We start from the raw sequence: 25,990 nt of genomic DNA, 5'->3' as shown, positions 1-25,990 counted from the left end.
CGTCATCGCTCCCGCGCCAGTCTGGGATCAAGCAGATCGCGCAAGCCGTCGCCGAGCAGATTGAGGCCGAGCACCGCGATGGCGATGGCAGCGCCCGGATAGACCGCGAGCATCGGCGACTGGAACAGCAGCGTCTGTGCATCGTTCAGCATCCGCCCCCAGGACGGCTGCGGTGGCTGCGTGCCGAGGCCGAGATAGGACAGCGCCGCTTCGGCGAGAATGGCGAGCGCGAACTGAATGGTGACCTGCACGATCAGGATCGACAGGATGTTCGGCAGCACGTGCTCGACCGTGATGCGGAATTTCCCCTTCCCAGCCGCACGCGCGGCCAGCACGAATTCGCGCGCCCAGATCGCGTTGGCCGAGCCGCGCGTCAGCCGGGTCAACGTCGGGATCTGGAAGATGCCGATCGCGACGATCGAGGTGACCATGCCCGGCCCCACCACCGCGGCGAGCATGATCGCGGACAGAACGGCCGGAAAGGCGAAGGTGAAATCGGAGAACCGCATGATGACCTCTTCGGTCCAGCCGCGCCGCGCCGAAGCGATCAGGCCGAGCGTGACGCCGAAAGTGAGACCGATGCTGACGGCGATGATCCCGACCATGATGGTGGAGCGGGCGCCGGCGAGCAGCAGCGAGACGATGTCGCGGCCGAAGGAATCGGTGCCGAGCCAATGCGCTGCCGACGGCGGCCGCAGCTTCGAGGCGATATCGATCTCGTAAGGCGACCACGGCGTCCACACCAGCGACAGCAACGCGGAGAGAAGCACCAGAAGGCTCAGCGCGCCGCCGAGCACGAAGCTGCGATGGCGCAGCGCGCGTCGCCAGAACGTCCGCGCCGGCAGCGGGCGCGTCGCTAGCGGTGCATCGATGATCAGGGGCTCGCTCACAGGTCGTGAACCTTGATGCGGGGGTCGATGAAGGCATAGAGCACGTCGACCACGAAATTGACGATGACGACCATGGTCGCGAGCAGCATCACGCAGTTGCGCACCACGATCAGGTCGCGGTTGGCGATCGACTGGAAGATCAGGCGGCCGAGGCCCGGCAGGTAGAACACGTTCTCGATCACGATGGTGCCGGCCAGCAGATTGGCGAATTGCAGCCCCATCACCGTCATCACGGGGATCATGGCGTTGCGCAGCACGTGGCTCCACAGCACTTCGCGCTTGCCGAGCCCTTTGGCGCGCGCAGTCCGAACGAAATCCTCCCGCAGCACTTCCAGCACGGCGGAACGCGTGACGCGCGCGAGGATCGCCGCCTGCACCACCGCCAGCGAGACGGCGGGGAGCAGCAGCGACTTGATACCGAGCCAGATGCCGTCCTCCCAGCCGGCAAAGCCGCCCGCCGAGAGCCATTGCAGCCGCACCGAGAACAAGAGGACCAGCAGGATCGCAAACCAGAAATTCGGCAGCGCGATGCCGATTTGCGTCAACGACATCACGCCGACGTCGCCGAGCTTGTTGTGGTTGGCAGCGGTGTAGATGCCGGCCGAGAGCGCCAGCGTCACCGTGATCGTCATGGCCATGATGGCGAGCGGAACGGTCAGCAGCAGCCGCTCAGCGATCAGGCTCGCAACCGGCGTGCCGTAGACATAGGAGTTGCCGAGATCGCCGATGAAAAGGCCCTTGATCCACTGCAGATAGCGAACCGCCAGGGGCTGGTCGAGCCCGAGCTTGACGGTGAGCGCGCGGACCGCATCCGGCGAGGCATCCGCGCCCATCAGCATCTGCGCGGCATTGCCGGGAAGCGCGTCGAGCACCAGGAAGATGATCAGCGAGGCGCCGACCAGCGTCGCCAGCAAGGTCACCAGACGTCGGAGGACAAATACGCTCATGCGCGCTCGGGCTCGAAGCTCACTTGCGGCACGATCAACATGTCCGGCCGCCGGAGGCAAGTCCTTTGACAACGGCCCTTTTGCTGCGTGGGCATGTCGTCACTCCGGCCAGCGCGACAGAAGGCCGCTCGAGGCCTCGAACAGCGCGCTCACGCGCAGCAATTCCGCGTCGGCCCGGAAGCGGCCGACCAGTTGAAGGCCGATCGGCAAGCCGTCGCGGGCAAAGCCTGAGGGCAGGCTGATCGCGGGATGGCCGGTCATGTTGAACGGCATGGTCCAGGGGAACCAGTGTGGCCGGACGCTGTCGAAATGCCGGCCATCGATCTCGATGCTGCCGAACAGGTCCTGGCTGATCGGAAGTGCGGTCCGCGTCAGGGTGGGCATCGCCAGCAGATGCCCGCGCGCAAGCAGCGATTGCACACGGCGGAACAGCGCGGTACGCGCGAACATCGCCTCCTGGTAGTCGACGCCGCTGACCTCGGTCGCGAGCGCGAGCTGCTTCAGGAAGGCCTCGCTCAGCTCGTCCTTGTGCTCGGCAGCGAGCTTGGCAAAGCGCGTGCGCCAGACCGTGTGGTTGATGGCACGCCAGATCGGCTCGATGTCGAAATCCTCGCCGGAGAATTCCTCGAGCTCCGCCCCTAACCCCGCCAGCCGATCGAGGCTCGCCCTAAAATTGGCGGCGACCTCAGCGGACACTGGACGGCCCGGCGGCGTCAGGCAGCACATGATCCTGAGCCCGCGCAGGTCACCGCCCGCCGCGCTCGTGCCGATGAAGTCAGGCACGGGCACGCCGATCGACCAGGGATCGCAGGCATCCTCTCCGGCCATTGCCTGCATCATCAATGCGGTGTCGGCAACAGTGCGGGTGGTCGGCGTGACATAGGTCTGGTTGCCGAAAACATCCAGCGCCTGGCTGTGCGGGATCACTCCGTTGCTCTGCTTCAAACCCACCACGGCATTGCAGGCGGCGGGAATCCGCGTCGAGCCGCCGCCATCGGTCGCAATCGCAAGCGGCGCGATGCCGCTGGCGACCGCCACCGCCGCGCCGCCGCTGGAGCCGCCGGAGGAGCGGCAGGCGTCCCACGCGTTGCGGGTCCGGCCGAACAGCGGCGAATCCGTCAGGCACTTGCTGCCGAATTCCGGCGTCGTGGTCTTGCCGATCAGGATCGCACCTTCGCGGCGCAGCCGCGCCACCGCCACGGCGTCCTCGGTCGGCACATTGTCCTTGTAGGGAACGGCGCCGAAGGTGGTCTTGACGCCCCTGGTGTTGACGATGTCCTTGACCGTGACGGGGATGCCGTGCAGCAGGCCGAGCTCCTCGCCGGTCATCACCTTGCGCTCGGCCGCGCGGGCCTGCGCCATCGCCTCGTCGCCGCAGATCGTGATGAAGCAGTTCAATTCGCCCTGCAGCGCCTCGGCGCGGGCGAGCACGGCGCGGGTGATCTCGACCGGAGAAATGCGTTTGGCGGCGATGAGGCCGCGCAGCTCGGTTGCAGACAGGAGACAGGGATCGCCGTTCATCGTCACACCACGCTCCGAAGCTGGCCCTCGTTGGCCAAAGCATTGACAGCGAGAATGACAGTTCTGTTAACTGGCCGTCCAATACGATTTTGGTCGCCAACCCATACGTTTTCGGTATGCCAATGGATCTTCGCCGGCTCCGCTATTTCGTCGCCGTCGCCGAGGCGCGCAGCATCGGCAAGGCCGCCGAGCGGCTGCGGATGGCGCAGCCTCCGCTCTCGGTGCAGATCCGCAAGCTCGAGGCCGAGATCGGCGCGCCGCTGTTCCGCCGCGGCACCCGCGGCATGGACCTGACCGAGGCGGGCCAGGCGCTGCTGTCGCGCGCGAGCGAGGCGCTGGCGCTGGCCGCCGACGGCGCCGAAGCCGCGCGCGCGGTCGCCGCCGGCAAGCGCGGGCGGCTCTCGGTCGGCTACATGTTCGTGCTGGCGAATGCGATGCTGCCGCGGCTGATCCCCGAGCTGCGGCGCTCGGTGCCCGGTGTCGACCTCGAGTTTGCCGAGCTCAGCGCATCGACGCGCGAGGCCCGGCTGCTCGATCGCAGCGTCACGGTTGCGCTGTGCATGCCGGCCATCAACCATCCCGAAATCCAGGTGGCTCGGATCGGTGCCCAGCCCTTCATGCTGGCCATGCCGATCCGCTCGCCGCTGGCGCGGCTCGGCACCGTGCCGATGGAACGGTTGCAGGGCCGCCCGCTGATCGCATTGCCGCCGCCGGAGCAGGATCCCGCCTCTTCCGCAGTCGCGGCCCTGCTGCGCCGGCATCAGATCGTGATGCCGATTGCGAGCCGGGTGGAGACGGTGCATTCGGCGCTGAGCCTGGTGCTCGCCGGCGAAGGTTTTGCGATCGTGCCGGCCTGCGCCAAGCTCGGCGCGCCAAGCGGCATCGTGTTCAGGCCGCTGCGCGATGCCGCCGATTCCATCGACATCGCGGTGTGCTGGCGACGGGATTCCCAGAGCCCGCTGATCTCCAGGTTTCTCAAATGCGCCGAGAAGGCCGTCGCGCGGATGTGAGGCGGGCTACCAGCGCCAATTGATCTCATGGCTCCAGGGCGGATCGGCGCCCGGGCGCGTGCAGGTGAGGCCGGCGCAATTGGCGGCAAAGGACAGGGCGCGACGGAGCTCGTCGGCACTGATGTCCTTCAATGCTTGCCGGGCAATGCGTCCCTGCTTGTGCAGGGCAAAGAGCAGTGCCGCCTGAAAGCTGTCGCCCGCGCCGATCGTGTCAGCAACCTCGACCTTGGGCGCGGCGACCTCGATCTGCCCTGCCCCCGCGTGCCACGCGATCGCGCCATGATTGCCGCGGGTGATGACGACGAGACTGGTGCCCTGCCCGAGCAGCATGCGGGCGCGCTGCGGATAAGGCTCGTCGCCATGGAGATAGGCGAAGTCGACGTCCGACATCTTGATGAGATCGGCCCTCCCCGCAAATTCGCCCATGCGCGCGAGATAGGCCGGCTTGTCCTTGACCAGATTGGGGCGGCAGTTCGGATCGAAGGAGATCGTCGAGGACGTGCGCGCATCCGCGATCAGCGCCTCGGTCTCGGCTGCGCCCCGGTCGTTGACGAGCGTGGTTGAGCCGACATGGACGGCCTCGACCGTGTCGAACGGAATGGAGCCACGCCGATAGGTCCAGTTTCGTGTCGCGGTCTCGGCATCGTAGAAGGCGTAATGCGACTCGCCCGCGACAATGCGGACGAAAGCGAGCGTGGTCTGATGATCGCTCCGAGTGGCGAAGCTGAGGTCCACATGCGAGGCCGCGGCATGATCTGCGATCATCCGCCCGAACAAGTCTGTCGAGATGCCGCCGACGAAGCCGGCCGGCGCGCCCAGCCGCGCCATCCCGATCGCGACGTTGAGGCAGGAACCACCGACCGCCGGCATCACCGCCTCGCGCCCCTCGGCGTTTCGCGTCGGCACGAAATCGATCAGCGCGTCGCCGCAAGCAATCAGCATGTCTTTCAACCTCTCGCGATGTCGCCCATCGCCGCTCGGCTGCCGCGGTCGAGCTCGCGCAGCAGCTTGTAGACCTCGCGCTTGCGCCTGTGGAACGCCGCCATGTCGGGCGCGGTCGGCTCGCTCTTGCGGCCCAGCGCCGACATCCTGGCCATGGTCTCGCCGATCGAGGCGTAGGCTCCTCCGGCCACCGCCCCCAGCATCGCAGCACCAAGCAGCACCGGCTCCTTCGTCTGCGGCAGCGCGACGGTAAGCCCTGTCGTGTCGGCCATGATCTGCCGTACCAGCGGACTGCGGCTGGCGCCGCCGCCCATGATCATGATGCTGGAGCGCACGCCATGCGCGGCAAAGGCTTCGATCACCTCGGCGAGGCCATAGGCGAGTCCGCACAGGCCGGCGACGAACAGCCGCTCCATCGAGGCGATGTCGGTATCGAGATCGAGGCCCGCGATCACCGCGCGCGTGTCGGGATCGGCGTAGGGCGAGCGGTTGCCGATGAACTCGGGAAGCACATGGATATCGCGGGCAAGCAGCGCAGCATGGCTGGCGCTGCCGGTACGCACGATGATGCGGCGCTCGAGGAAGTCGATGAGGTCGAGACCCTCACCGCGCGCAGCGGCGCTGGCCTCGGCATGGCCGGGATGCGACTTGAGGAGATGGTCGATCGCCGCACCCGCTGCAGACTGGCCGCCCTCGTTGAGCCAGAAGTCCGGGACCATGCCGGAGTAATAAGGTCCCCACACCCCCGGCACGAAACACGGTTCTTTCGTCGTCGCCATGATGCAGGCCGACGTTCCCATGATATAGGCGAGCCGGTCGCAGGCATCGCTGGCCCCGCCCGCGCCGTCGCGGCCGCCGATCGCGCCGATGCCCCCGGCATGGGCGTCGATCAGCGAGGCGCCGACCGGTATGCCCGCTGGCAGGCCGAGTTCGGCCGCGGCCGTGCGGGTGAGTCCGGAGCCAAGCCGCGTGCCGGGGGCGACGATCTCGGTGCCGATGCGGGCGTATTTCTCGGTGACGAAGTCCGACAGGCCGATGCGCTTGAAGAATTGCGCGCTCCAGCCCCCGCCGTCATGGGCGAGATAGTTCCACTTGCAGGTCACGGTGCAGGTCGAGCGCTGCAGCGAGCCGGTCGCGCGCCAGGTCAGATAATCCGCGAGATCGAAGAAGTGGCCGGCGGCGTCGAAGCTCCCACGAAGGTGCCGCTTCAGCCATAGCAGCTTCGGCATTTCCATTTCTGGCGAGATCGAGCCGCCGACATAGCGCAGCACAGCATCCTCGGTCTCGTTGATCAGCCGCGCCTCGGCAACGGCACGATGATCCATCCAGACGATGACATTGCGCTCGGCCTCGCCGGATGCGCTGACGGTGAGCGGCTCGCCCTGTCTATCGAGGACAACCAGCGAACACGTGGCGTCAAAGCCGATGCCGCCGATGCTGTCAGGCGCGATCGACGCTTCGGCCATCGCGGCCCGCACCGATCTGACGCAGGCTTCCCAGATGTCCTGCGAGGACTGCTCGACAACGTCGCCGGGCTCGTGCCAGATCCGGATTGGATGCCGGGCGGTTGCAAGCAGTGTTCCAGACTCGTCAAACACCCCGGCCCGCGTGCTGGTGGTCCCCACGTCGACGCCGATATACGCTCGCAGCATTGTCGCTCCCGGTCGCTTTCCGTCAGTTTTGACGGTGAGCCTACCAGCAAGTGTAACCGCCATCCACCAGCACGATGCTGCCGGTCATCAGGCTTGCGGCCTCCGAGGAGAGGAACAGCACGACGGAGGCGATCTCCTCGACCTGTCCCATCCGCGCCATCGGAGTTCCACCGATCCAGGCGTCATACATCTTGGCGTTGCTCTTCACGAAGGCGTTGAGCGGCGTTTCGATATAGGTCGGCGCCACCGCATTGACGCGGATGCCGCGCGCGCCCCATTCGGCGGCCAGCGATTTGGTCAGGTGATGAACCGCAGCCTTGGAGGCGTTGTAGAAGCACTGCTCCTGCGGCTTGTTGACGATGAAGCCGGACATCGAGCCGACATTGACGATGGCGCCACTCTTCGCCTTCAGCATGTGCTTGCCGAATTCGCGGCAGCACCAGAAGGTGCCGTTGAGATTGACGTCGATGACGTTGAGCCAGTGCTCATCGGTGACGGTTTCGGCCGGAGTTTCGCTGCGGGCAATGCCGGCATTGTTGACGAGAATGTCGACCTTGCCGTGGCGGGCGACGAGGTCGTTGGCGACCTCCGCCACGCGCTTGGTGTCGGTCACGTCCATGATCGCGGTCTCGATGTCAAAGCCCTTCGCCTTCAGGCTGGCCTTGGCACTGTCGGCGATCCTGCTGTCGCGGTCGCCGATGATCACCCTGGCGCCCGCTTCAGCCAGCGCTTCCGCGCAGCCAAGGCCGATGCCCTGCCCGCCGCCGGTGATGAACGCGGTCTTGCCGTTCAGCTTGAATTTTTCCAGGTACATGGTCGTCTTTCCGTTTCTTGTCAGTTCCGAAGCGCGTTGCCGCTCGCATCGAAGCGGTGAATGCGGGCGGGGTCCGGCACCAGTGAGACGCAGTCGCCGGCGTGCAGGCTCAATTCCCCGATATAGCGCGCCGTCAGCATGCCGAGCGCGCCGGCATCGACATAGAGAAAGGTGTCGCTGCCGAGATGCTCGGCGACCGCGATCGTGCCCTGCCAGCCGCCCGTACGGTCGCGCTCGATCTTGAGATGCTCCGGCCGCACGCCGATGGTCGCCGCCCCCTGCTGCTGGGCGAGCTCGCCGGTGACGAAATTCATCTTGGGTGAGCCGATGAAGCCGGCGACGAAAAGATTGGCGGGCCGCTCGTAGAGCTCCAGGGGCGAGCCATATTGCTCGATCTTGCCGCCGTTGAGCACGACAATCTTATCGGCCATCGTCATGGCCTCGACCTGGTCGTGGGTGACGTAGATCGCGGTGGTGCCGAGCTGCTTCTGCAGCCGCGTCACCTCGATGCGCATCTGCACGCGCAGCGCGGCATCGAGGTTGGACAGCGGCTCGTCGAACAGGAACGCCTTGGGCTCGCGCACGATGGCCCGGCCGATCGCAACGCGCTGGCGCTGGCCACCGGAAAGCTCGCGCGGCTTGCGATCGAGATAGGGTGTGAGATTCAGTGTCGCGGCGGCGGCCTCGACCTTGCGGTTGATCTCGTCTTTCGCCAGCCCAGCCATCTTCAGGCCGAAGCCGATATTGCCGCGCACGCTCATATGCGGATAGAGCGCGTAGGACTGAAACACCATCGACAGTCCGCGCTTGGCGGGCGGCGTGTCGACGACGTTCCTGCCGTCGATCAGGATGTTGCCGCCGGTGACGTCCTCGAGCCCGGCGATCAGCCGCAGCAAGGTGGTCTTGCCGCAGCCGGACGGACCGACGAACACCACGAAGGAGCCGTCGGCGATGTCCAAGTCAGCGCCCTTGATGATGTGCACGGGGCCGAACGATTTCTGCACGCCTTGAAGTGTGATCTGACCCATGATCCCGCAGCCCCTCTACTTCACCGCGCCGAAGGTGAGCCCACGCACGAGCTGCTTCTGGCTGAACCAACCGAGGACGAGAATGGGCGCGATCGCCAGCGTCGAGGCAGCCGACAGCTTTGCCCAGAACAGCCCTTCCGGGCTGGAATAGGAGGCAATGAAGGTAGTGAGCGGCGCCGCGTTCGAGGTCGACAAATTGAGCGTCCAGAACGCCTCGTTCCAGGCGAGGATCAGGTTCAACAGCATCGTGGACGCCAGCCCCGGGATCGCCATCGGCGTCAGCACATAGACCAGCTCACGGCCGATGGTGGCGCCGTCCATGCGCGCGGCTTCAAGAATGTCGCGCGGGATCTCCTTGAAATAGGTGAAGAGCATCCAGATGACGATCGGCAGGTTTCCGAGGCACAGGATGAAGACGAGGCCGATGCGAGAATCCAAAAGACCGAAGGACTTGTAGATCAGGTAGATCGGCACCAGCACGCCGACCGGCGGCATCATCTTGGTCGAGAGCATCCAGAGCAGAATATCCTTGGTGCGCTTGGTCGGCGAGAACGCCATCGACCAGGCCGCGGGAACGGCAATCAAGAGAGCGATGAGCGTCGAGCCGCCGGCGATGATGATCGAGTTCATCGCGTGATGAAGGTAGTCGCTGCGCTCCTGCACCGTCGCGTAATTCTCGGTGGTCCAGTGGAAGAACAGGAAGGACGGCGGGATGGCAAAGGCTTCCAGCTCGGTCTTGAAGCTCGCCAGTACCATCCAGAGGATCGGGAAGAAGATCAGGAAGCCGAAGAACCAGGCCCCGATCGTCGAGACCACCACCTGCTGCGTCGTCGCCCTCCGTGCCACGATCTCACGCCTCCAGATTGCGGCCGACGATGCGGACCAGGAAGAAGGCGACGATGTTCGCGATCACGACCGCGACGAGGCCGCCCGCCGAGGCCGTGCCGACATCGTATTGAATCAGCGCCTGCGAATAGATCAGGAAGGCGATGTTGGTGGTGGACAGGCCAGGGCCGCCGCCCGTGGTGACATAGATCTCTGCAAAGACCGTGAGCAGGAAGATCGTCTCGATCAGGATCACCACCGTGATGGGGCGCGCCAGATGCGGCAGCGTGATGTAGATGAAGGTCGAGACCGCGCTGGCGCCGTCCATCTCGGCAGCCTCCTTCTGCTCTTCGTCGAGCGATTGCAGCGCGGTGAGCAGGATCAGCGTCGCGAACGGCAGCCATTGCCACGTCACGATCAGGATCACCGCAAAGAGCGGCACGTCGTTGAACCAGTCGATCGGCGTCAATCCGAAAAGCGAGGCGAGCCAGGCGAACAGCCCGGACACCGGATGCATCAACAGATTCTTCCAGACCAGCGCGCTGACCGTCGGCATCACGAAGAACGGCGCGATCACCATCAGCCGCACGAAATTGCGCCCGATCACCGGCTGGTCCATCAGCAGCGCGAGCGGGATGCCGAGCAGGATCGTCAGGGCCAGCACGGAGCCGACCAGCACCAGCGTGTTCTGAAGCGAGGCCAGGAAGGCGGGATCGGTGAGGAAGTAGCGGAAGTTCTCCAGGCCCACGAACGACTCGGAGCCGGGATCGAGCAGGCTGTAATGCAGCGTCGAGAAGTAGATCGTCAGCGCCAGCGGGACGATCATCCAGATGAAGAGCAGCCCGACCGCAGGCGTCAGGAGCGAGCGCGCAAGGAACTGCGTCTGCCGGGTTGCCATCCCTGACTTCTCCTTCAGAGCGTTTTCGCGCGGAGGTGCGACGGGTTCGCGGGAAGAAAACGCGTCAAAATGAAACCTCGGGAAGAAGGCGGCCATCCATCCGGGGATGGGCGGATGGCCGCAAGTCTGAGCTCAGGAGGTCGAGCCCGGGTTCACTTGATGTAGCCGGCGCGCTTCATCTCGCGCTCGGTCGCCGATTGCGCCGCGGTCAGCGCGGCATCGACCGTCATCGAGCCGGCGAGTGCGGCCGAGAACTGCTGGCCGACCTGGGTGCCGATGCCCTGGAATTCGGGAATGGCGGCGTATTGCACCCCGACGTAAGGCACCGGCTTCACCGTCGGCTTGTTCGGATCGGCCGCGTCGATCGAGGCCAGCGTCAGCTTCGCGAACGGGGCGACCTTCAGATAATCGGGGTTCTGGTAGAGCGAGGTGCGCGTGCCCGGCGGCACGTTGGCCCAGCCCTCCTTCGATGCGACGAGCTTGGTGTAGTCCTTGCTGGTTGCCCAGGCGATGAACTTCTCGGCAGCTTCCGTCTTCTTGGAGCCGGCGGGGATCGCGAGGTTCCAGGCCCACAGCCAGTTGGCGTTCTTGCCGAGGCCGGTGTTGGGCGCCAGCGCGAAACCGACCTTGTCGGCGACCTTGGAATCCTTCGGGTTGGTGACGAAGGATGCCGCCACCGTGGCGTCGATCCACATCGCGCACTTGCCGGCGTTGAACAGCGCCAGATTCTCGTTGAAGCCGTTGGAGCTCGCGCCGGGAGGACCGGCTTCCTTCATCAGATTGACGTAGGTCGTCAGCGTCGTCTTCCATTCCGGCGTGTTGAACTGCGGCTGCCACTTCTCGTCGAACCAGCGCGCGCCGTAGGAATTGGCCATGGCCGAGAGGAACGCCATGTTCTCGCCCCAGCCGGCCTTGCCGCGGAGGCAAATGCCGTAGGTGCCGGCGCTCTTGTCGGTGAGCTTCTTGGCGGCATCCACCACGAAATCCCAGGTCGGCTTTTCCGGCATCTTCAGCCCGGCCTTCTCGAACAGGTCGGTGCGATACATCACCATCGAGCTCTCGCCATAGAACGGCGCGGCGTAGAGCTTGCCGTCGACGGAGACCGCGTCCTTGATCTTGGGCAGGAGGTCGGCCACGTCGTAATCGGCCCCTAAATTGGCCAGCGGCACCAGCCAGCCCTTCTTGGCCCAGATCGGCACCTCATAGGTGCCGATGGTGAGCACGTCGAACTGACCGCCCTTGGTGGCGATGTCGGTGGTGACGCGCTGGCGCAGCACGTTCTCCTCCAGAGTCACCCACTTCACCGTGATGTCTGGATTCTTCTTGGTGAATTCGGCCGTCAGCCCCTGCATGCGGATCATGTCGCCATTGTTGACGGTGGCGATCGTCAGGGTGGTTTCGGCCATCGCGGGGACGGCCAGCAAAAGTGCAGACGCGCCGCAGACGGCGCCCAGGACGTGTTTCACGGTGACCTCCCCTCAACTCGCGTTTTGAGCATATGCCCACGCGTTGGGCGTATGTTCAACCGAGAGGGCGACGGTTGTCAAGCAGGCGCGCACGCATTTGCTCAACTTATGAGTGCTGCGGTGCGACAGGGATGAGAGTGGCAGCGCGGAGCGGCGGCAGTGGCTCGGGCGAACGCGCGGCTTGCTCCACCCTCTCCTGCTTGCGTGGAGAGGGAGCGCAGCGCCGCTGCCGCGCTAACTTCGCCTACCGCTCCAGGATCGCCCGCGCCGTCGTCTCGTCGGTGATGAGCCCGTTGACCAGGCCGCCGTTCAGCGCCGCCGCGATGGCCGGCACCTTGGCTGCCCCGACCGCGGCACCGATCGTCGTGGTCTTCGCCGGCACTTCCGGCGGAATGCTGGTGAGGCGCTTGTTGGTGCCGGCCTTGAGCAGGCGGCCCTTGGAATCGTAGGCCCAGCCGGTGATCTCGCCGATGGCGCCCAGCCGCATCATCTCGAACAACTCGTCGCGGGTGACGAAGCCGTCGATGTGAACCTGCGCCTTCTGGTCCATCTGGCCGATGCCGACGAGGCGCAAATCCGCCTTGGCCGCCACCGCCTTCACCTTGGCGATCGGCTCGATGCGGACCATCTTGTTGCGCTCGTCCTCGGACGACATCAGGAACGGCAGCGGCATCGGATAGTGCCGCGCGCCCGTGCGGTCCGCGAGCCGGCCGACGGTGTCGTAAAAGCTCGCCGAACCGTCGGCGGAGATGTTGCCGACCAGCGAGACGATCTGGTGATTGGGCCGGTCGATCGGCGTGACGCGCTCGACCGCGGCGCGCACGGCACGGCCGGTGCCGAGCGCGACGATCACGGGCGTCTCCGACCGCAGCGTCGCGTCGAGCAGATTGGCGCAGCGCTCCGCGATGCCTGCGGTGGCCTGCGGCGCCGCCGGATCGGCCGGCACCACCTCACAATGGGCAAGGTCGAAACGCTCCCTGAGGCGCGCTGCGAGTTCCATGCAGGCGGCGATGGGATGCTCCAGCCGAAAGGTGATGAGGCGCTCGGCGAGGCACAACGAGACCAGCCGCTGCGCCGAGGCGCGCGAGACCTGGAGCATCTTTGCGATCTCGTCCTGGGTGTGACCGGCGATGAAATAGAGCCAGCCGGCACGCGCGGCATCGTCGAGTCGCGATCTGTCGTTCTCGGCGGCCATGCGGGCCTCACGCCTCCCAGAAATCGCTCATGCGCGCGAAGACCCGGTCGGCCCCCGCGCCGGACAATATAGCCCGCCCGTCACGGCCGCGGTAATGGCTGCCGCCGACAAATCCCCAGACGGTCATGCCGGCCGCCTTGCCCGCCGCAACGCCGCTGACGCTGTCTTCGATCACCAGCGTGCGCGCAGGTTGCACCGCCATCTTCTCCGCCGCGAGGAGAAAGAGATCCGGCGCCGGCTTGCCGTGCCTGACCATTTGCGCGGTGTAGAGCCGGTCGCCGAAATGCGCCCGCAGGCCGGTGACATCGAGGGAGAGCGCAACGCGATCGAGGTCGCTGGACGATGCCACGCAAAACGGCACGGGGAGCTCGGAGATCACGCCGGCAATGCCGGGGATCGGCTGCAGCGATGCTGCGAATGTCGACAGCACTTGCGACTTCAGGCGCGGCAGAAAGCCGTCCGGCACGATCTGCCCGAGATCACGATAGTGCTGCTCGATCGCCTTGGTGCTGCGCCCGAGAAAGAGTTCGAGCGCCTGCTGCGGGCTGAGCGCGATGTCGAACTCGGCCAGCACCTCGGACAGGCACCGGCAGCTCAGCAGCTCACTGTCGACGAGCACGCCATCGCAATCGAAGATGATCAGATCGGGTCTTGGCCGGCCGGGGTCCATCCGGCTATACGATCATATACTCAACATATGAGCAATAGCTCACGCGGGAGCGGAACGACGCGGCCTTTCCCCTTAATGCGCGACCTGCCGGTAGATCGCCGGCAGCGCCGCAGGCAGCCGCTTGATGTTGCCGACGATCGCGTAGCCGCCACGGCCGAACAGGGTCGGGAAGTAGGATTGCGCGGTTGCGTCCACCGTCACGCCGAAGGCGGCGATGCCGAGCCGGCGTGCCTCCTGCACCGACTTGCGAGTGTCCTCGACCGCAAAGCGCCCTTCGTAATGGTCGACGTCGTTCGGCTTGCCGTCGGTGAGCACGATCAGCAGCTTCTTGCGCTGCGGCTGGCGGGCGAGCTCGGCCGCGGCATGGCGCACGGCCGTGCCGATCCGCGTGTAATAGCCGGGCTTCAGCGCGCCGATCCGGCGTTCCACCGTCCCGCTCATCGGCTCGCCGAAGGCCTTCACGGTTTCGAGCCGCACCCAGGAGCGCCGGCGCGAGGTGAAGGTCAGGATGCTGTGGTGATCGCCGCAGGCCGAAAGCCCGTGGGCAAGCACCAGCAGCGCCTCCTTCTCGACGTCGAGCACGCGGTAGCCGTCGACCCAGGCGTCCGTGGACAGCGAGACGTCGACGAGCAGCGTGACGGCGAGATCGTGCCCTTGCGGGCGCATCGCGACATGGATGCGATCGAGACCGCTGCCGCCGCTGCCGGCGCGCAGGTCGCACTGCGCGCGCACGAGCGCGTCGAGATCGAGGTCGTGGCCGTCGGCCTGGGCGCGCATCAGCTCGTGGCGCGGCCGCAGCACCTCGAAGCGGCGGCGCACCTGGCGGATGTGCCGGCGCGTGGCGTCGTCAGGCGTCCAGCTCTCGCCCTGCTCGGAGGCCGCAGCCGCGAGCACGCGGCAATGATCGGGCAGATAGGAGCCGCTGCGGTAGTCCCATTCGGGATAAGTGAGGTCAGCATTCAGCTTCGAGGCGTCGAGGGCTTCCGGCGGCAGGTCGAGATCGAACTTGAACCGGCTCGCCGGCTTGCCGGTGCGGCGGCTGAGCGTGATCTCCTCGAGATCGTCGGCGGCCTTCTGCGCATCCTCGTCCTCGCTGTCATCGGCCGGACGGTCGACATTGACCATCTCGGCCATCGCGAGGATCTTCTCGAAGCGATTGAGCACGAAAGGATCGCGGCGGTTGGCATTGTCCTCACGCTCGCGGACGGCAAAGCGCTTGCGATCGTTCTCGGCCGCCGCTTCCGCGCCCGGTGCGCATTCGTCCTCGCCGGCATGCGCGGGCGAGAGCTCGCGCGTCCAGCAATCCCCCCAGAGCGGGCACGGCAGGATCGAATGATAGCCCGGCGGCGCCTTGTCCGGCAGCGGGCCCGTCCCCATCATCGCCGGCCACAGTCTGCCCGAAGGCGCCTTGCCGGTTCCGAGCAGGGCCAGCACGATCTGCTCGACCTCCTGCTCGATGCGCGGCAGGGGGCGACGCGGCCGGGCCTCGGCAGTTGCCGCGGCGAGCTGCGCATAGTCGGCAACAAGCCCGGGAAATTGCGTGAGCACCCAGACCGCCGTCTCGCTGGCCCGGCGCAACACCAGAAGATCGCGCCGCAGCGGATCGGCTTCGGTGATCGTTTCAATCGGCGCGGCCGCGAACCACGCCGCAAGCCAGCGATAGAGCGCCGCGTTCAACGCGCGGTCGGGAAAAATCGAGATGCGATCGGGAAGAAAGATGGTCGCGGCGTCACGGCCCGGCTGCTCGAGCCGCTCGTCGCCGAGGCCGATACGCTGCCGCCAGCCGAGACGGTGCCCCGATTTTCGCGCGCCTGCGCTTGCGATCTGCACCCCGGTCTCGCCGCCGAGCGCGCGGAACATCACCGCGAGCCGGCCCCTCACCTCGGTCAGTGCGACGGCGTGATCGTCGTGAACCGGATAGCTCGCGGTGCCGCCGACCATCCTGTGCCAGGCGCGGCCGACCGTCTCCTCCAGTTCGAGGAAGTCGAGCATCGGCGCGGCCTCACCCGATGACGGCGCGTGCGACGTCGAGCAGCGCCGCCTTCACGTCGGAATCGTCGGTGAGCGGCTCGATCATGCCCGCCAGCACGGCATCGGCGATCGGCGTGCCCGCGGCGATCAGGGTCGCGCAATAGACCACGAGCCGGGTCGAGACGCCCTCCTCCAAATCGTGGCCTTTGAGCGCGCGCAGCCGCCCAGCCAGCCCCACCAGCGGCCGCACGCGCTCCGGCGACAGCCCGCTTTCGGCGGACACGACGCCGATCTCCTGCTCTGGCGGGAGGAAATCGAATTCGATCGCGACGAAGCGCTGGCGCGTCGAGGGCTTCAGGGCCTTTAGCAGCGTCTGGTAGCCGGGATTGTAGGAGACGACGAGCATGAAGCTGTTCGGCGCCACCAGCTCCTCGCCGGTACGCTCCAGCGGCAGGATACGGCGATCGTCGGTCAGGGGATGCAGCACGACGGTGACGTCCTTGCGGGCCTCAACGACCTCGTCGAGATAGCAGATGCCGCCTTCGCGCACGGCGCGTGTCAGCGGACCATCGGTCCACACGGTGTCGCCGCCCCTGAGCAGATAGCGGCCGGTGAGATCGGCGGCGGTCAGATCGTCATGACAGGCGACGGTGTGAAGCGGCAGTCCCAGCCGCGCCGCCATGTGCGCGACGAAGCGGGTCTTGCCGCAGCCGGTCGGCCCCTTGAGCAGAACCGGCAGACGCCGCCGCCAGGCATGCTCGAACAGCTCGCATTCCTTTCCGGACGGAACATAGGCCGGCAATTCGGGCGCCGAGGTGACCGTGTGAAGGGCAGCTTTCATGATGTCTCTCCGGAATTTCCAAGGAAGCTGGCGGCCGCCGCGAACCGCGGCCGCCCTTTCTCGTTTACTCGGCCGGCTGCAGCGCGGCGGGGATGACCGCCTGCTTCTCGCGGCCCGGCACAAGCACGGCCCAGACGAACATCAGCGCGGAGATCGCGACGAACACACCGGAGCCGAGCCGGACCCAGTAGAACATCGCGAGCTGGTCCTGCACGTCCATGTAACCCTGGCCGAGCACGCGCTGCAGATGGACCTGGACCACGCCGGCGAAGGTCAGCGCGAAGGTCATGGTCATCATCGCCGTGCACATGATCCAGAAGCTGGTCATGGAGAGCCACTGGTTATAGGGCGCCCGTCCCTTGAGCTGCGGGATCGCGTAGGCCATCACCGACAGGTTCAGCATCACATAGGCGCCGAAGAAGGCGAGATGGCCGTGCGCGGCGGTGACCTGGGTGCCGTGGGTGTAGTAGTTCACCGACGACAGCGTGTGCAGGAAGCCCCACACGCCGGCGCCGAGGAACGCCATCACCGAGCAGCCGACCGACCACAACAGCGCGGCGCGGTTCGGATGCTTGCGGCCGGCCTTCCAGGTCATCTGCACCGTGAAGATCACCATGGTGAAAAACGGAGCAACCTCGAGCGTGGAGAACAGCGAACCGATCCACTGCCAGTAGCCGGGCGCGCCGATCCAGTAGAAATGGTGGCCGGTGCCGAGGATGCCGGAGAACAGGGCAAGGCCGATGATGACGTAGAGCCACTTCTCGACGACCTCACGATCGATGCCGTTGAGCTTGATCATGAGATAGGCGAGCACGGAGGCCATGATCAGCTCCCAGACGCCCTCGACCCAGAGATGGACGACGTACCACCAGTACATCTTGTCGACGGCAAGGTTCGCCGGGTTGTAGAAGGCGAACAGGAAGAAGATCGCGACGCCCCACAGGCCGAACAGCAGGATGTTGGTGATCGTGGTCTTGCGGCCCTTCAGCGCCGTCATCGTGACGTTGAACAGGAACATCAGGCAGACGACGACGATGCCAACCTTGATGATGAAGGGCTGTTCGAGGAACTCGCGGCCCTCGTGATAGTGGAAGAGATAGCCGACCACGGCGACGCCGGCTGCGCCGAAGAACATCCAGAACTGGATCTTCGCCAGCAGCGGGCTGTAGAGCTCGGTCTCGGTTTCTTCCGGAAGCAGGTAGTAGGTCGCTCCCATGAAACCGATCAGCGACCATACGATCAGCGCGTTGGTGTGGATCATCCTGACGATGTTGAACGGCAGGATGACCGACAGGGTATTGGGCAGGACGTAGATCGTTCCGGCAAGGAGGCCAAACAGGACCTGGGCCAGGAACAAGGTCAGCGCGCCGTAGAAATACAGCATCGCGACTTTCTGGGTTTGATATTTCATCTCGGGTTCTCTCTGTCTTAAGAAGAAGAAAGCAGCATGCTCAGCCGGCCTTGTTCGGCGGCCAGCTCTGGCGCTTGATCGTGCTGGCCCATTGCAGGAAGTCAGCGAGATCATTGAGCTCCTGGTCGGTCAGGTTGAACTGCGGCATCTGCCGCCGCCCCTCTGCGCCCGAGGGCTGCGACTGCATCCAGGCTTTCAGCGTCTCGCGTGCAGCGGCCGGATCCTCCTTGCCGCCCCAGCGATCCCAGACATTGCCTACCTCGGGGGCGAAATAGGCGCCCTCGCCCAGCAGCGTGTGGCAGTTGATGCAGGAGTTCTTCTCCCAGACATGCTTGCCGCGAGCGACCGACGAGGTCAGCGTCGTCGCGTCCGTGGACGTCGTGGCCATGTAGTAATGGCTGTGCGCCGTCAGCCCTATGAAGATGGCGAAGAAAAAGGCCGAACCGCCGTAAAACACATTTCGCGCGGCCGACTTGGTTAGGCGTTCAGCCATTGCCAATCCTTTCCGGTTTGAGTCGAGAAAATCTGTGATGCTATTTATTGCCGATCGGTAGGGAGCGCTCTTTGACGAAGCGCAACGATGGCGACGATACGCAAACCGCCGGTCAGATCAGGGCGACGATGGCGGATGCGAGCCAGGCGAACAGCACCACGATGACAACCCATGCGCTGACGAGGCCGCGCCAAAGCGCCGGCGCCGAGCGAAGATCGAGGAAATCGAGCACGATACGGCGGCCCTTGAGGGCGGCGAAGGTCAGCAGCAAAGCATTGGCGAACAAGGGGCGCGACACCAGCGTCGGAACCAGAAGGGTCGCGAGCGCTAGGCCGATCAACGTCATCCAGGCGATGTCGAGACGATCGGGAATCACGGGTGCACCAGATAGATGATGGGAAACATGACGATCCAGAGCAGATCGACCATGTGCCAGAAAGCGGTTCCGGTCTCGACGCCAGCCGGCCGGGCACCCCGCAAGACTACGGCCAGGATGACGATGCCGAGGCCGACATGCAGGAGATGGAAGCCGGTAAGGAGAAAGTAGAGCGTGAAGAACGGGCTGGTCTCCAGGCCGTTTCCTTGCGCGATCTCGCCGGCATATTCGGTCAGCTTGACCGCGATAAAGACGCCGCCAAGGGCCATGGCGCCGAGCAGCCAACCGCGCGCGCGCCCTCTTTCCCCCGCCCGTGCAGCAGCCGCTGCCCGCGCGGCGGCCCAGCCACTGGTCACGAGCACGATGGTGTTGAGTCCCGCCAAATGTGGGTCGAGCGTGGCCTGTCCGGCGGCAAAGAGCGCCGGGTGAAGCGCGCGGGTGATGACGAAAGCGCCGAGGAACAAGCCGAAGGCGGCGAGCTCGCTGAAGATGAGCACCCAGATCATGGGATCGCCGGGAAGATCTTCCAGGATTCCCCAACCGGTTCCCTCTTGTTCGCAATCCGTCGCCGACATCTGATTTCCAAATCAAGTCGCCGAACAGATAGTCCACCGGCGCGATTCCGACTTTGTCGCCGGACAAATAGTGCAACCGGCCAGGGGCGCGTTTGCGCTATCGCAACGTTCCGGCCGCCCCGCCGTCATAGGGTGGATATTTAGAGCGGTTCCGCAAAACAGTGAGCGATGCGATGAGCGATGCACAAATCGGGCTGCTGACCGCGACCCCCATCATCATCGTGTTTGCCATCGCGCTCCGGCGCATGGGGGTGCTGTCGACCGTGGCGACCGTCTCGGCGGTGACCCTCTCCGTCGCGATCGCGACCGTGCTGTTCACGACGCAATCACCGCTGCAGTAGTGTCGGAGGCGTAGGGTGGATTAGCCCTACGATTGCGCAACGCGCAATCGCTCGGTGTAACCCACCCTACGGCATCGTTACCGCCGCTGGTTATACACGTCGATACACACCGCCCCGAGCAGCACCAGGCCCTTGATGACCTGCTGATAGTCGATGCCGATGCCGAGGATCGACATGCCGTTGTTCATCACGCCCATGATCATGGCGCCGACCACGGCGCCGCCGACGCGCCCTACCCCGCCATAGGCCGAGGCCCCGCCGATGAAGCAGGCGGCGATGACGTCGAGCTCGAAGCCGAGCCCGGCCTTCGGGGTCGCGGTGTTGAGGCGCGCGGCGAAGACGAGGCCGGCGAGCGCGGCGAGCACGCCCATGTTGACGAAGGTGAGGAAGGTCAGCCGCTCGGTCTTGATGCCCGACAGTTTTGCCGCCTTCGCATTGCCGCCGACCGCATAGACCTGCCGCCCGATCACGGTGCGCCGGGTGACGAAGCCGTACAACGCGATCAACGCGGTCATGATCACCAGCACGTTCGGCAGTCCGCGATGCGAGGCGATCAGATAGGTGAAATAGAGCACGGCGCAGGCGAGCAGGACGCTCTTGCCCAGGAAGAACGCATAAGGCTCGACCTCGATGCCATGCGATTGCTCGCGCGAGCGGCCCTTGGCGCTGGCATAGACGAGGCCGAGCGCAAGCACGGCGCCGATCAGCATCGAGGTCGGATGCAGCGTGCCGGCTTCGGGCAGAAGCTCCGGAATGAAGCCGGAGGACAGCTTCTGGAAGGTCGCCGGGAACGGGCCGAGGGACTGGCCCTGCAGCACCGCAAGCGCGAGCCCCTTGAACACCAGCATGCCCGCCAGCGTCACGATGAAGGACGGAATGCCGAAAAAGGCCACCCAATAACCCTGCGCCGCGCCGATCGCCGCGCCCAGCAACAGGCAGGCGACAAAGGCGAGCGTGTAGTCGACCTTGTAGGTCACCATCAGCACGGCGGCGACCGCGCCGACGAAGCCGGCGACCGAGCCGACCGAGAGGTCGATATGGCCGGTGACGATCACCAGCAGCATGCCGAGCGCCATGATGACGATGTAGCTGTTCTGCAGCACGAGGTTCGTCAGGTTGAGCGGCTGCAGCAGCGTGCCGCCCGTCATGACCTGGAAGAACAGCATGATCGCGACCAGCGACATCAACATGCCGTAGTTGCGCAGATTGTTCTTGATGAAGCTGCCGTGCCGGCGCTCCTCGGGCAGCGATACCGTCTTGTCGGTCATGGCTGCATTCCTCCCATTTCCGCGGCCGCGCGCGCGGCGTTCCCAATGTTTCGTTCGTTGCGCATGATGGCGCGCATGATCTTTTCCTGCGTCGCCTCGGCGCCTGCGAACTCCCCGACGAAGGCGCCGTCATTCATGACGCAAATGCGGTCGCAGATGCCGAGCAGTTCGGGCATCTCCGAGGAGATCACCACGACACCGCGGCCGGCTTCCGCCAGCTCGTTGATGATACAGTAAATCTCGTATTTGGCACCGACGTCGATGCCCCGCGTCGGCTCGTCCAGGATCAGGACTTTCGGGTCGGTCATCAGCCATTTCGACACCACCACCTTCTGCTGGTTGCCGCCGGAGAGCTGGCCGGTCTCCTGGTAGACGTCGGAGCAACGGATGCGCATGCGGGTGCGATAATCGCTGGCGATCTTCAGCTCTGCGATGTCGTCGATCACCCGTTTAGGCGCGACCTGGTCAAGGCTTGCGAGCGTGATATTCTTGCGAACGTCGTCGGCCAGGATCAGCCCGAGCTGCTTGCGGTCTTCCGTGACATAGGCAAGTCCGGCGTCGATCGCCGCCGCGACGCTCGGCAATGCCATCTCTCTGCCCTCAAGCCGGAGAGAGCCGCTGATCGCAGTGCCCCAGGAGCGGCCGAACAGGCTCATGGCGAACTCGGTGCGCCCGGCGCCCATCAATCCGGCAATGCCGACGACCTCGCCGCGCCTGACGCCGAAATTGACGTTCTTGATCACCTGCCGCTCGGGATGGATCGGGTGATAGACCGACCAGTTCGCGACGTCGAGCACGGGTTCACCGATCTTCGCGCTGCGCTCCGGGAAACGGTGCGCCATATCGCGATTGACCATGCTGCGGATGATGCGGTCTTCCTGGATCGGCTCGCTGCGGCAATCGATGCTGTCGACGGTGCGGCCATCGCGCAGCACGGTGATGTGGTCGGCGACCTTGGCGACCTCGTTGAGCTTGTGCGAGATCAGGATCGAGCCGATGCCCTGCTCGCGGAAGACCATCAGTCGTTCGAGCAGCGCGGCGCTATCGGCCTCGTTGAGGCTGGCGGTCGGCTCGTCCAGAATGAGCATCCGCACCCGCTTGGACAGCGCCTTGGCGATCTCGACCAGCTGCTGCTTGCCGACGCCGAGATCGGTGATCAGCGTATCCGGGGATTCCTTCAGGCCGACCTGCGCCAGAAGCGCGCGCGTGCGCCGATAGACCTCGTCGCGGTCGATCACGCCCAGCTTCGAGGGCGGATGCGACAGGAAGATGTTTTCCGCGATCGACATCAACGGAATCAGCGCCAGCTCCTGATGAATGATGATGATGCCAAGCGCCTCGGAATCGTTGATGTCGCGAAAGCGCCGCTCCTCACCGTCGAAGACGATGGTGCCCTCGTAACTGCCGGCGGGATAGACCCCGCTCAGCACCTTCATCAGCGTCGACTTGCCGGCGCCGTTCTCGCCGACGAGCGCGTGGATCTGCCCGGCGTGAACCGAGAAGTTGACGTCGCGCAGCGCCTGCACACCGGCAAAGCTCTTGCTGACGTTGCGCATCTCCAGCATGGCGGTCATCGTGTCATATCCCATCCGTTACCTCACCTCTCCCCGCTTGCGGGGAGAGGTCGAAATGCGCGCGTCGCGCGGATTTCGGATGAGGGGGAGTCTCCGCAGGAGCAATGTCCACCGTCCCCGTGGAGGCTCCCCCTCACCCACCCCTCTTCCCGCAAGCGGGGAGAGGGGAAGAAAACGTCTTACTGGAATTGCGACTTCTTGTAGTAGCCGCTCTCGACCAGGACCTTCTCCCAATTGTCCTTGTAGACCACGACCGGCTTGAGCAGGTAGGAGGGCACGGTCTTGACGCCGTTCTCGTAGGTCTTGGTGTCGTTGACCGTGACCTGCTTGCCGGCGAGCGCGGCGTCGACCATGTCGGCGGTCACCTTGGCGAGGTCGCGGGTGTCCTTGAAGATGGTCGAATATTGGTCGCCGCGCAGCATCGCCTTGATCGAGGGCACCTCGGCGTCCTGGCCCGAAATGATCGGCATCGGCTGATCGGCGCTACCATAGCCGACGCCCTTCAGCGAGGAGATGATGCCGATCGAGATGCCGTCATAGGGCGACAGCACGGCGTTGATCTTCTTGTTGCCGTAATAGGCGCTGAGCAGATTGTCCATGCGAGCCTGGGCGGTGGCACCGTCCCAACGCAAGGTCGCGACCTTGTCCATGCCCATCTGGCCCGAGGCGACGACGAGCTTGCCGCTGTCGATGTAGGGCTTCAGCACGCTCATCGCGCCGTTGTAGAAGAAGTAGGCGTTGTTGTCGTCGGGCGAGCCGCCGAACAGCTCGATGTTGAACGGACCCTTGCCGTCCTTCAGGCCGAGCCCCTGCTCGATCGATTGCGCCTGCAAGACGCCGACCTGGAAATTGTCGAAGGTCGCGTAATAATCGACGTTCGGCGTGCCGCGGATCAGGCGGTCATAGGCGATCACGGTGATGCCTTTTGCCTTGGCCTGCTTGAGCACGTCGGACAGCGTGGTGCCGTCGATCGCGGCGATCACCAGCGCCTTCGCACCCTTGGTCACCATGTTCTCGACTTGCGAGAGCTGGTTCGGAATGTCGTCCTCGGCATATTGCAGATCGGTGTTGTAGCCGCGCTCCTTCAGCACCTTGACCATGTTGTTGCCGTCATCGATCCAGCGCGCCGAGGATTTGGTCGGCATGGCGATGCCGACGGTCGCCTTGTCCTGGGCGGAGGCGGCGAGACCTGTCGCCATCGTCGCAGCGCCCGCCAGCGCCAGCGCGAGGAATGTGGTCTTCAGTTTCAGCATGTTTCACTCCCTTGGGTGTCAGATTATTTCTTCGTGTCGTCGCGAACGTGGTCGTGGGCTGCTTTGTCGTCTCCTATGCGAGCTTGACGTCGGGCTCCGCACGACCGCGCGCGGAGGCCTCTAGTAGAAAAGTGCAGCCGGCCTGCGGATCGGCGGCGCGTGCGGCTGCGTCCATATCCTGCCATGCGGACGTGACGAGAAGGCGCGACAGGTCGGGGTCGACGAAGGCCGGGCAGCTCGCCTGCTTGGCCGGCACGCTGAGCGAGCGCTGGCGTTCGCCTTGCGGGGAATAGACATCGATCCGGCCCGCGCCCCAGCAGGCGTTCCAGATGTTTCCGTCGGCATCGCACACCGAGCCGTCGAGACCGCCAATGCCGGTATGGCGCAGCAGCACCTCCGGCTCGCCGCGCGGCAGGCCGGTCGCGGGATTGAGCGGCACGGCATAGAGTACGGCGCGCGGGGTGTCGGTGAAGTAGCCGGTGGCTCCATCCGGCGAGAAGCAGATCGAATTGGGAATGCTGATGCCGGGAAACAGTGTGGAGATCTTGCCGCGATGGAGCGCGTAGATCGCGCCTGCCTTCGGCTCGGCCTTCTTGCCCATGGTGCCGATCCAGAACGTGCCGGATTGATGCACACGGCAATCATTGGAGCGCGTGACGGGATTGTCCGCCTCGAGCGGAAGGAACAGCGTCATCTCACCGTCGGCGAGCTTGCGGATGTAAAGCCCGTCCTCGGCGACGATCAGCTGCCGTTCGGCATCGATGCGCCCGAGCGCGCTCGCCATCCGGCCGAGCGTATGAATGCGGATGCTGCCGCTGCAAAGCTGCGCCTCGAACAGCCGTCCCTCGCGGATATCGAACCACCAGGCGGTATCGGTGGTCACGTCATAGGTCGGACCCTCGCCGAGATGGCAGGGATCGCTAGAGAGAACGGTGGTGGCGACCTGCTCCATCATGGCGTCCTCACTGCAAAGCGATAGACCGTGTGATGGCGATAGACCTGGCCGGGATCGAGGCGCGGGCTCGGAAAATCCGGCCGGTTCGGCGCATCAGGCCAGATGTGCGGCTCCAGGCACATGGCGTCCGACTGCCGGATGAGCTTGCCGCCCTTCCCCGAAATCGTGCCGTCCAGATAATTGCCGGAATAGACCTGAAGGCCGGGCTGGTCGGTGAAAAGCTCCATGATCCGCCCCGAGCGCGGCGCCTCCAGCCGCGCGGCGAGCGCGATCTTGCCATCACGTCCGAGGCAGTAGGTGTGGTCGTAGCCCCGGCCGTTCTGCAATTGCTGATCGCCCTGCCGGATGCGCTCGCCGACCGGCCGAGATTCGCGGAAGTCGAACGGCGTGCCGGCAACGGGACGCGGCGGCTCCGGCAAGGGAATGGCGGTGGGATCGATGGCGAGAAAATGCTCGGCGGCCACCGTCAAGCGGTGGTCGAGAATGGGAATGCCTGACGTCGCGCCTTCGAGATTGAAGAAGCTGTGGTTGGTCAGGTTGACGATGGTTGGCCGGTCGCTCCGCGCCTCCATGTTCAGCGACAGCTCGGTCGGCCCGGTGATACGATAGGTCAGGCGGACGTCGAGCTTGCCGGGATAATTCTCCTCCCCGTGCGGGCTGACATAGGTCAGCGTCACCGCAGGCGCGGCGCCCTCGTCGATCTCCACGATCTCCCAGAGCTTGCGGTCGAATCCATCGAGGCCACCATGCAGCGCATTCGGCCCGTTGTTGACGGCAAGCTGCACCGTCTTACCATCGAGCGAAAACTGTCCCTTGGCGATGCGGTTGGCGTAGCGGCCGACGGTGGCGCCGAAGAACTTTCGTTCCGCGAGATAGCCGGCGAACGCGTCATGGCCGAGCACGACGTCGTCATGGCCGCCCTTCGCGTCCGGCGCGATCAGCGCCTGAAGCACTGCCCCATGGGTGATGATGCGCGCCTCGAACCCGCCTGCCGCGCGCAGCACGATGCGCTCGACGTCGCGGCCATCAGGCAGTCTTCCGAAGACATCTCTTTCGATTTTTGAGCCAGCCATG

25 protein-coding genes are annotated in these 25,990 nt (G+C 65.2%); 2 read left to right on the top strand and 23 right to left on the bottom strand.

Annotated elements, in window-relative coordinates; genetic code table 11:
• Positions 1-2 precede the first annotated feature (2 nt).
• The 3 genes from AC0WRY_RS12610 to AC0WRY_RS12600 all read right to left on the bottom strand — a co-directional run bounded on the left by AC0WRY_RS12610 (position 3) and on the right by AC0WRY_RS12600 (position 3,358).
• Positions 3-890 (bottom strand): ABC transporter permease, encoded by an 888-nt coding sequence (locus AC0WRY_RS12610; protein ID WP_194407283.1) that lies wholly within the window; start codon positions 888-890, stop codon positions 3-5.
• The gene (locus AC0WRY_RS12605; protein ID WP_194407282.1) at positions 887-1,837 is read right to left on the bottom strand and encodes an ABC transporter permease; all 951 of its coding nucleotides are present in this window, start codon (positions 1,835-1,837) and stop codon (positions 887-889) included. The genes AC0WRY_RS12610 and AC0WRY_RS12605 overlap by 4 nt, the downstream gene beginning before the upstream one ends.
• 99 nt (positions 1,838-1,936) lie before the next feature.
• Positions 1,937-3,358, bottom strand: coding sequence for an amidase (locus AC0WRY_RS12600; RefSeq protein ID WP_491123467.1), 1,422 nt, complete (start codon positions 3,356-3,358; stop codon positions 1,937-1,939).
• 122 nt (positions 3,359-3,480) lie between these two features.
• Between AC0WRY_RS12600 and AC0WRY_RS12595 the strand changes: the two genes are divergently transcribed.
• Positions 3,481-4,368, top strand: coding sequence for a LysR family transcriptional regulator (locus AC0WRY_RS12595; RefSeq protein ID WP_483069635.1), 888 nt, complete (start codon positions 3,481-3,483; stop codon positions 4,366-4,368).
• Positions 4,369-4,374: 6 nt separating this feature from the next.
• On the opposite strand, the gene AC0WRY_RS12590 is transcribed toward AC0WRY_RS12595, so the two are convergent.
• The 15 genes from AC0WRY_RS12590 to AC0WRY_RS12520 all read right to left on the bottom strand — a co-directional run bounded on the left by AC0WRY_RS12590 (position 4,375) and on the right by AC0WRY_RS12520 (position 19,525).
• Positions 4,375-5,310, bottom strand: coding sequence for a carbohydrate kinase family protein (locus tag AC0WRY_RS12590; protein WP_491123173.1), 936 nt, complete (start codon positions 5,308-5,310; stop codon positions 4,375-4,377).
• Positions 5,311-5,315: 5 nt separating this feature from the next.
• Positions 5,316-6,962 (bottom strand): FGGY-family carbohydrate kinase, encoded by a 1,647-nt coding sequence (locus tag AC0WRY_RS12585; RefSeq protein WP_491123172.1) that lies wholly within the window; start codon positions 6,960-6,962, stop codon positions 5,316-5,318.
• A 40-nt stretch (positions 6,963-7,002) separates the two neighbouring features.
• Entirely contained in the window at positions 7,003-7,776 is a 774-nt protein-coding gene (locus AC0WRY_RS12580; RefSeq protein WP_194407278.1) for an SDR family NAD(P)-dependent oxidoreductase, read from the bottom strand.
• Positions 7,777-7,796: 20 nt separating this feature from the next.
• Positions 7,797-8,804 (bottom strand): ABC transporter ATP-binding protein, encoded by a 1,008-nt coding sequence (locus tag AC0WRY_RS12575; RefSeq protein WP_491123171.1) that lies wholly within the window; start codon positions 8,802-8,804, stop codon positions 7,797-7,799.
• Between the two features lie 15 nt (positions 8,805-8,819).
• The gene (locus AC0WRY_RS12570; RefSeq protein ID WP_211417539.1) at positions 8,820-9,650 is read right to left on the bottom strand and encodes a carbohydrate ABC transporter permease; all 831 of its coding nucleotides are present in this window, start codon (positions 9,648-9,650) and stop codon (positions 8,820-8,822) included.
• Positions 9,651-9,654: 4 nt separating this feature from the next.
• The gene (locus AC0WRY_RS12565) at positions 9,655-10,527 is read right to left on the bottom strand and encodes a carbohydrate ABC transporter permease (protein ID WP_063203477.1); all 873 of its coding nucleotides are present in this window, start codon (positions 10,525-10,527) and stop codon (positions 9,655-9,657) included.
• Positions 10,528-10,679: 152 nt separating this feature from the next.
• Complete coding sequence (locus AC0WRY_RS12560) at positions 10,680-11,933, bottom strand: ABC transporter substrate-binding protein (RefSeq protein ID WP_246776500.1); 1,254 nt, start codon at positions 11,931-11,933, stop codon at positions 10,680-10,682.
• A 304-nt stretch (positions 11,934-12,237) separates the two neighbouring features.
• Complete coding sequence (locus AC0WRY_RS12555) at positions 12,238-13,188, bottom strand: sugar-binding transcriptional regulator (protein ID WP_194407274.1); 951 nt, start codon at positions 13,186-13,188, stop codon at positions 12,238-12,240.
• A gap of 7 nt (positions 13,189-13,195) precedes the next feature.
• A complete protein-coding gene (locus AC0WRY_RS12550; RefSeq protein ID WP_194407273.1) occupies positions 13,196-13,858 on the bottom strand; it encodes an HAD family hydrolase in 663 nt (220 codons plus the stop codon).
• Positions 13,859-13,930: 72 nt separating this feature from the next.
• Positions 13,931-15,850, bottom strand: a complete 1,920-nt coding sequence (locus AC0WRY_RS12545; protein WP_194407272.1) for a nitric oxide reductase activation protein NorD — start codon at positions 15,848-15,850, stop codon at positions 13,931-13,933.
• Between the two features lie 10 nt (positions 15,851-15,860).
• Complete coding sequence (locus tag AC0WRY_RS12540) at positions 15,861-16,670, bottom strand: CbbQ/NirQ/NorQ/GpvN family protein (protein WP_194407271.1); 810 nt, start codon at positions 16,668-16,670, stop codon at positions 15,861-15,863.
• Between the two features lie 64 nt (positions 16,671-16,734).
• On the bottom strand, positions 16,735-18,081 hold the full coding sequence (locus AC0WRY_RS12535) for a cbb3-type cytochrome c oxidase subunit I (protein WP_194407270.1): 1,347 nt from the start codon (positions 18,079-18,081) through the stop codon (positions 16,735-16,737).
• 40 nt (positions 18,082-18,121) lie between these two features.
• Positions 18,122-18,574, bottom strand: a complete 453-nt coding sequence (locus tag AC0WRY_RS12530; protein WP_100177802.1) for a c-type cytochrome — start codon at positions 18,572-18,574, stop codon at positions 18,122-18,124.
• A gap of 112 nt (positions 18,575-18,686) precedes the next feature.
• Positions 18,687-18,947 carry a cytochrome C oxidase subunit IV family protein gene (locus AC0WRY_RS12525; RefSeq protein ID WP_374762332.1) on the bottom strand — a complete coding sequence of 87 codons (261 nt, stop codon included), beginning with the start codon at positions 18,945-18,947 and terminating at the stop codon, positions 18,687-18,689.
• Positions 18,947-19,525 carry a cytochrome c oxidase subunit 3 family protein gene (locus AC0WRY_RS12520; RefSeq protein WP_491123170.1) on the bottom strand — a complete coding sequence of 193 codons (579 nt, stop codon included), beginning with the start codon at positions 19,523-19,525 and terminating at the stop codon, positions 18,947-18,949. The genes AC0WRY_RS12525 and AC0WRY_RS12520 overlap by 1 nt, the downstream gene beginning before the upstream one ends.
• A 173-nt stretch (positions 19,526-19,698) precedes the next feature.
• Between AC0WRY_RS12520 and AC0WRY_RS12515 the strand changes: the two genes are divergently transcribed.
• A complete protein-coding gene (locus tag AC0WRY_RS12515; RefSeq protein WP_194407267.1) occupies positions 19,699-19,866 on the top strand; it encodes a hypothetical protein in 168 nt (55 codons plus the stop codon).
• 77 nt (positions 19,867-19,943) lie between these two features.
• Here AC0WRY_RS12515 and mmsB read toward each other — a convergent pair whose 3' ends face one another.
• The 5 genes from mmsB to AC0WRY_RS12490 all read right to left on the bottom strand — a co-directional run bounded on the left by mmsB (position 19,944) and on the right by AC0WRY_RS12490 (position 25,989).
• The gene (gene mmsB, locus AC0WRY_RS12510) at positions 19,944-21,134 is read right to left on the bottom strand and encodes a multiple monosaccharide ABC transporter permease (RefSeq protein WP_194407266.1); all 1,191 of its coding nucleotides are present in this window, start codon (positions 21,132-21,134) and stop codon (positions 19,944-19,946) included.
• On the bottom strand, positions 21,131-22,708 hold the full coding sequence (gene mmsA, locus AC0WRY_RS12505; RefSeq protein WP_491123169.1) for a multiple monosaccharide ABC transporter ATP-binding protein: 1,578 nt from the start codon (positions 22,706-22,708) through the stop codon (positions 21,131-21,133). Before mmsA ends, mmsB begins: the two co-directional genes overlap by 4 nt.
• A gap of 179 nt (positions 22,709-22,887) precedes the next feature.
• The gene (gene chvE, locus AC0WRY_RS12500) at positions 22,888-23,961 is read right to left on the bottom strand and encodes a multiple monosaccharide ABC transporter substrate-binding protein (RefSeq protein WP_194407264.1); all 1,074 of its coding nucleotides are present in this window, start codon (positions 23,959-23,961) and stop codon (positions 22,888-22,890) included.
• A 73-nt stretch (positions 23,962-24,034) separates the two neighbouring features.
• Positions 24,035-24,913: an SMP-30/gluconolactonase/LRE family protein gene (locus AC0WRY_RS12495; RefSeq protein WP_194408245.1), complete on the bottom strand. Its 879-nt coding sequence runs from the start codon at positions 24,911-24,913 to the stop codon at positions 24,035-24,037.
• The gene (locus AC0WRY_RS12490) at positions 24,913-25,989 is read right to left on the bottom strand and encodes an aldose epimerase family protein (protein ID WP_491123168.1); all 1,077 of its coding nucleotides are present in this window, start codon (positions 25,987-25,989) and stop codon (positions 24,913-24,915) included. The genes AC0WRY_RS12495 and AC0WRY_RS12490 overlap by 1 nt, the downstream gene beginning before the upstream one ends.
• Position 25,990 lies beyond the last annotated feature (1 nt).

This window comes from Bradyrhizobium sp. T-12, from assembly GCF_058314695.1.
Note: the sequence above shows the minus strand (reverse complement) of the source record. Positions and strands in the feature narration are given on the sequence as shown.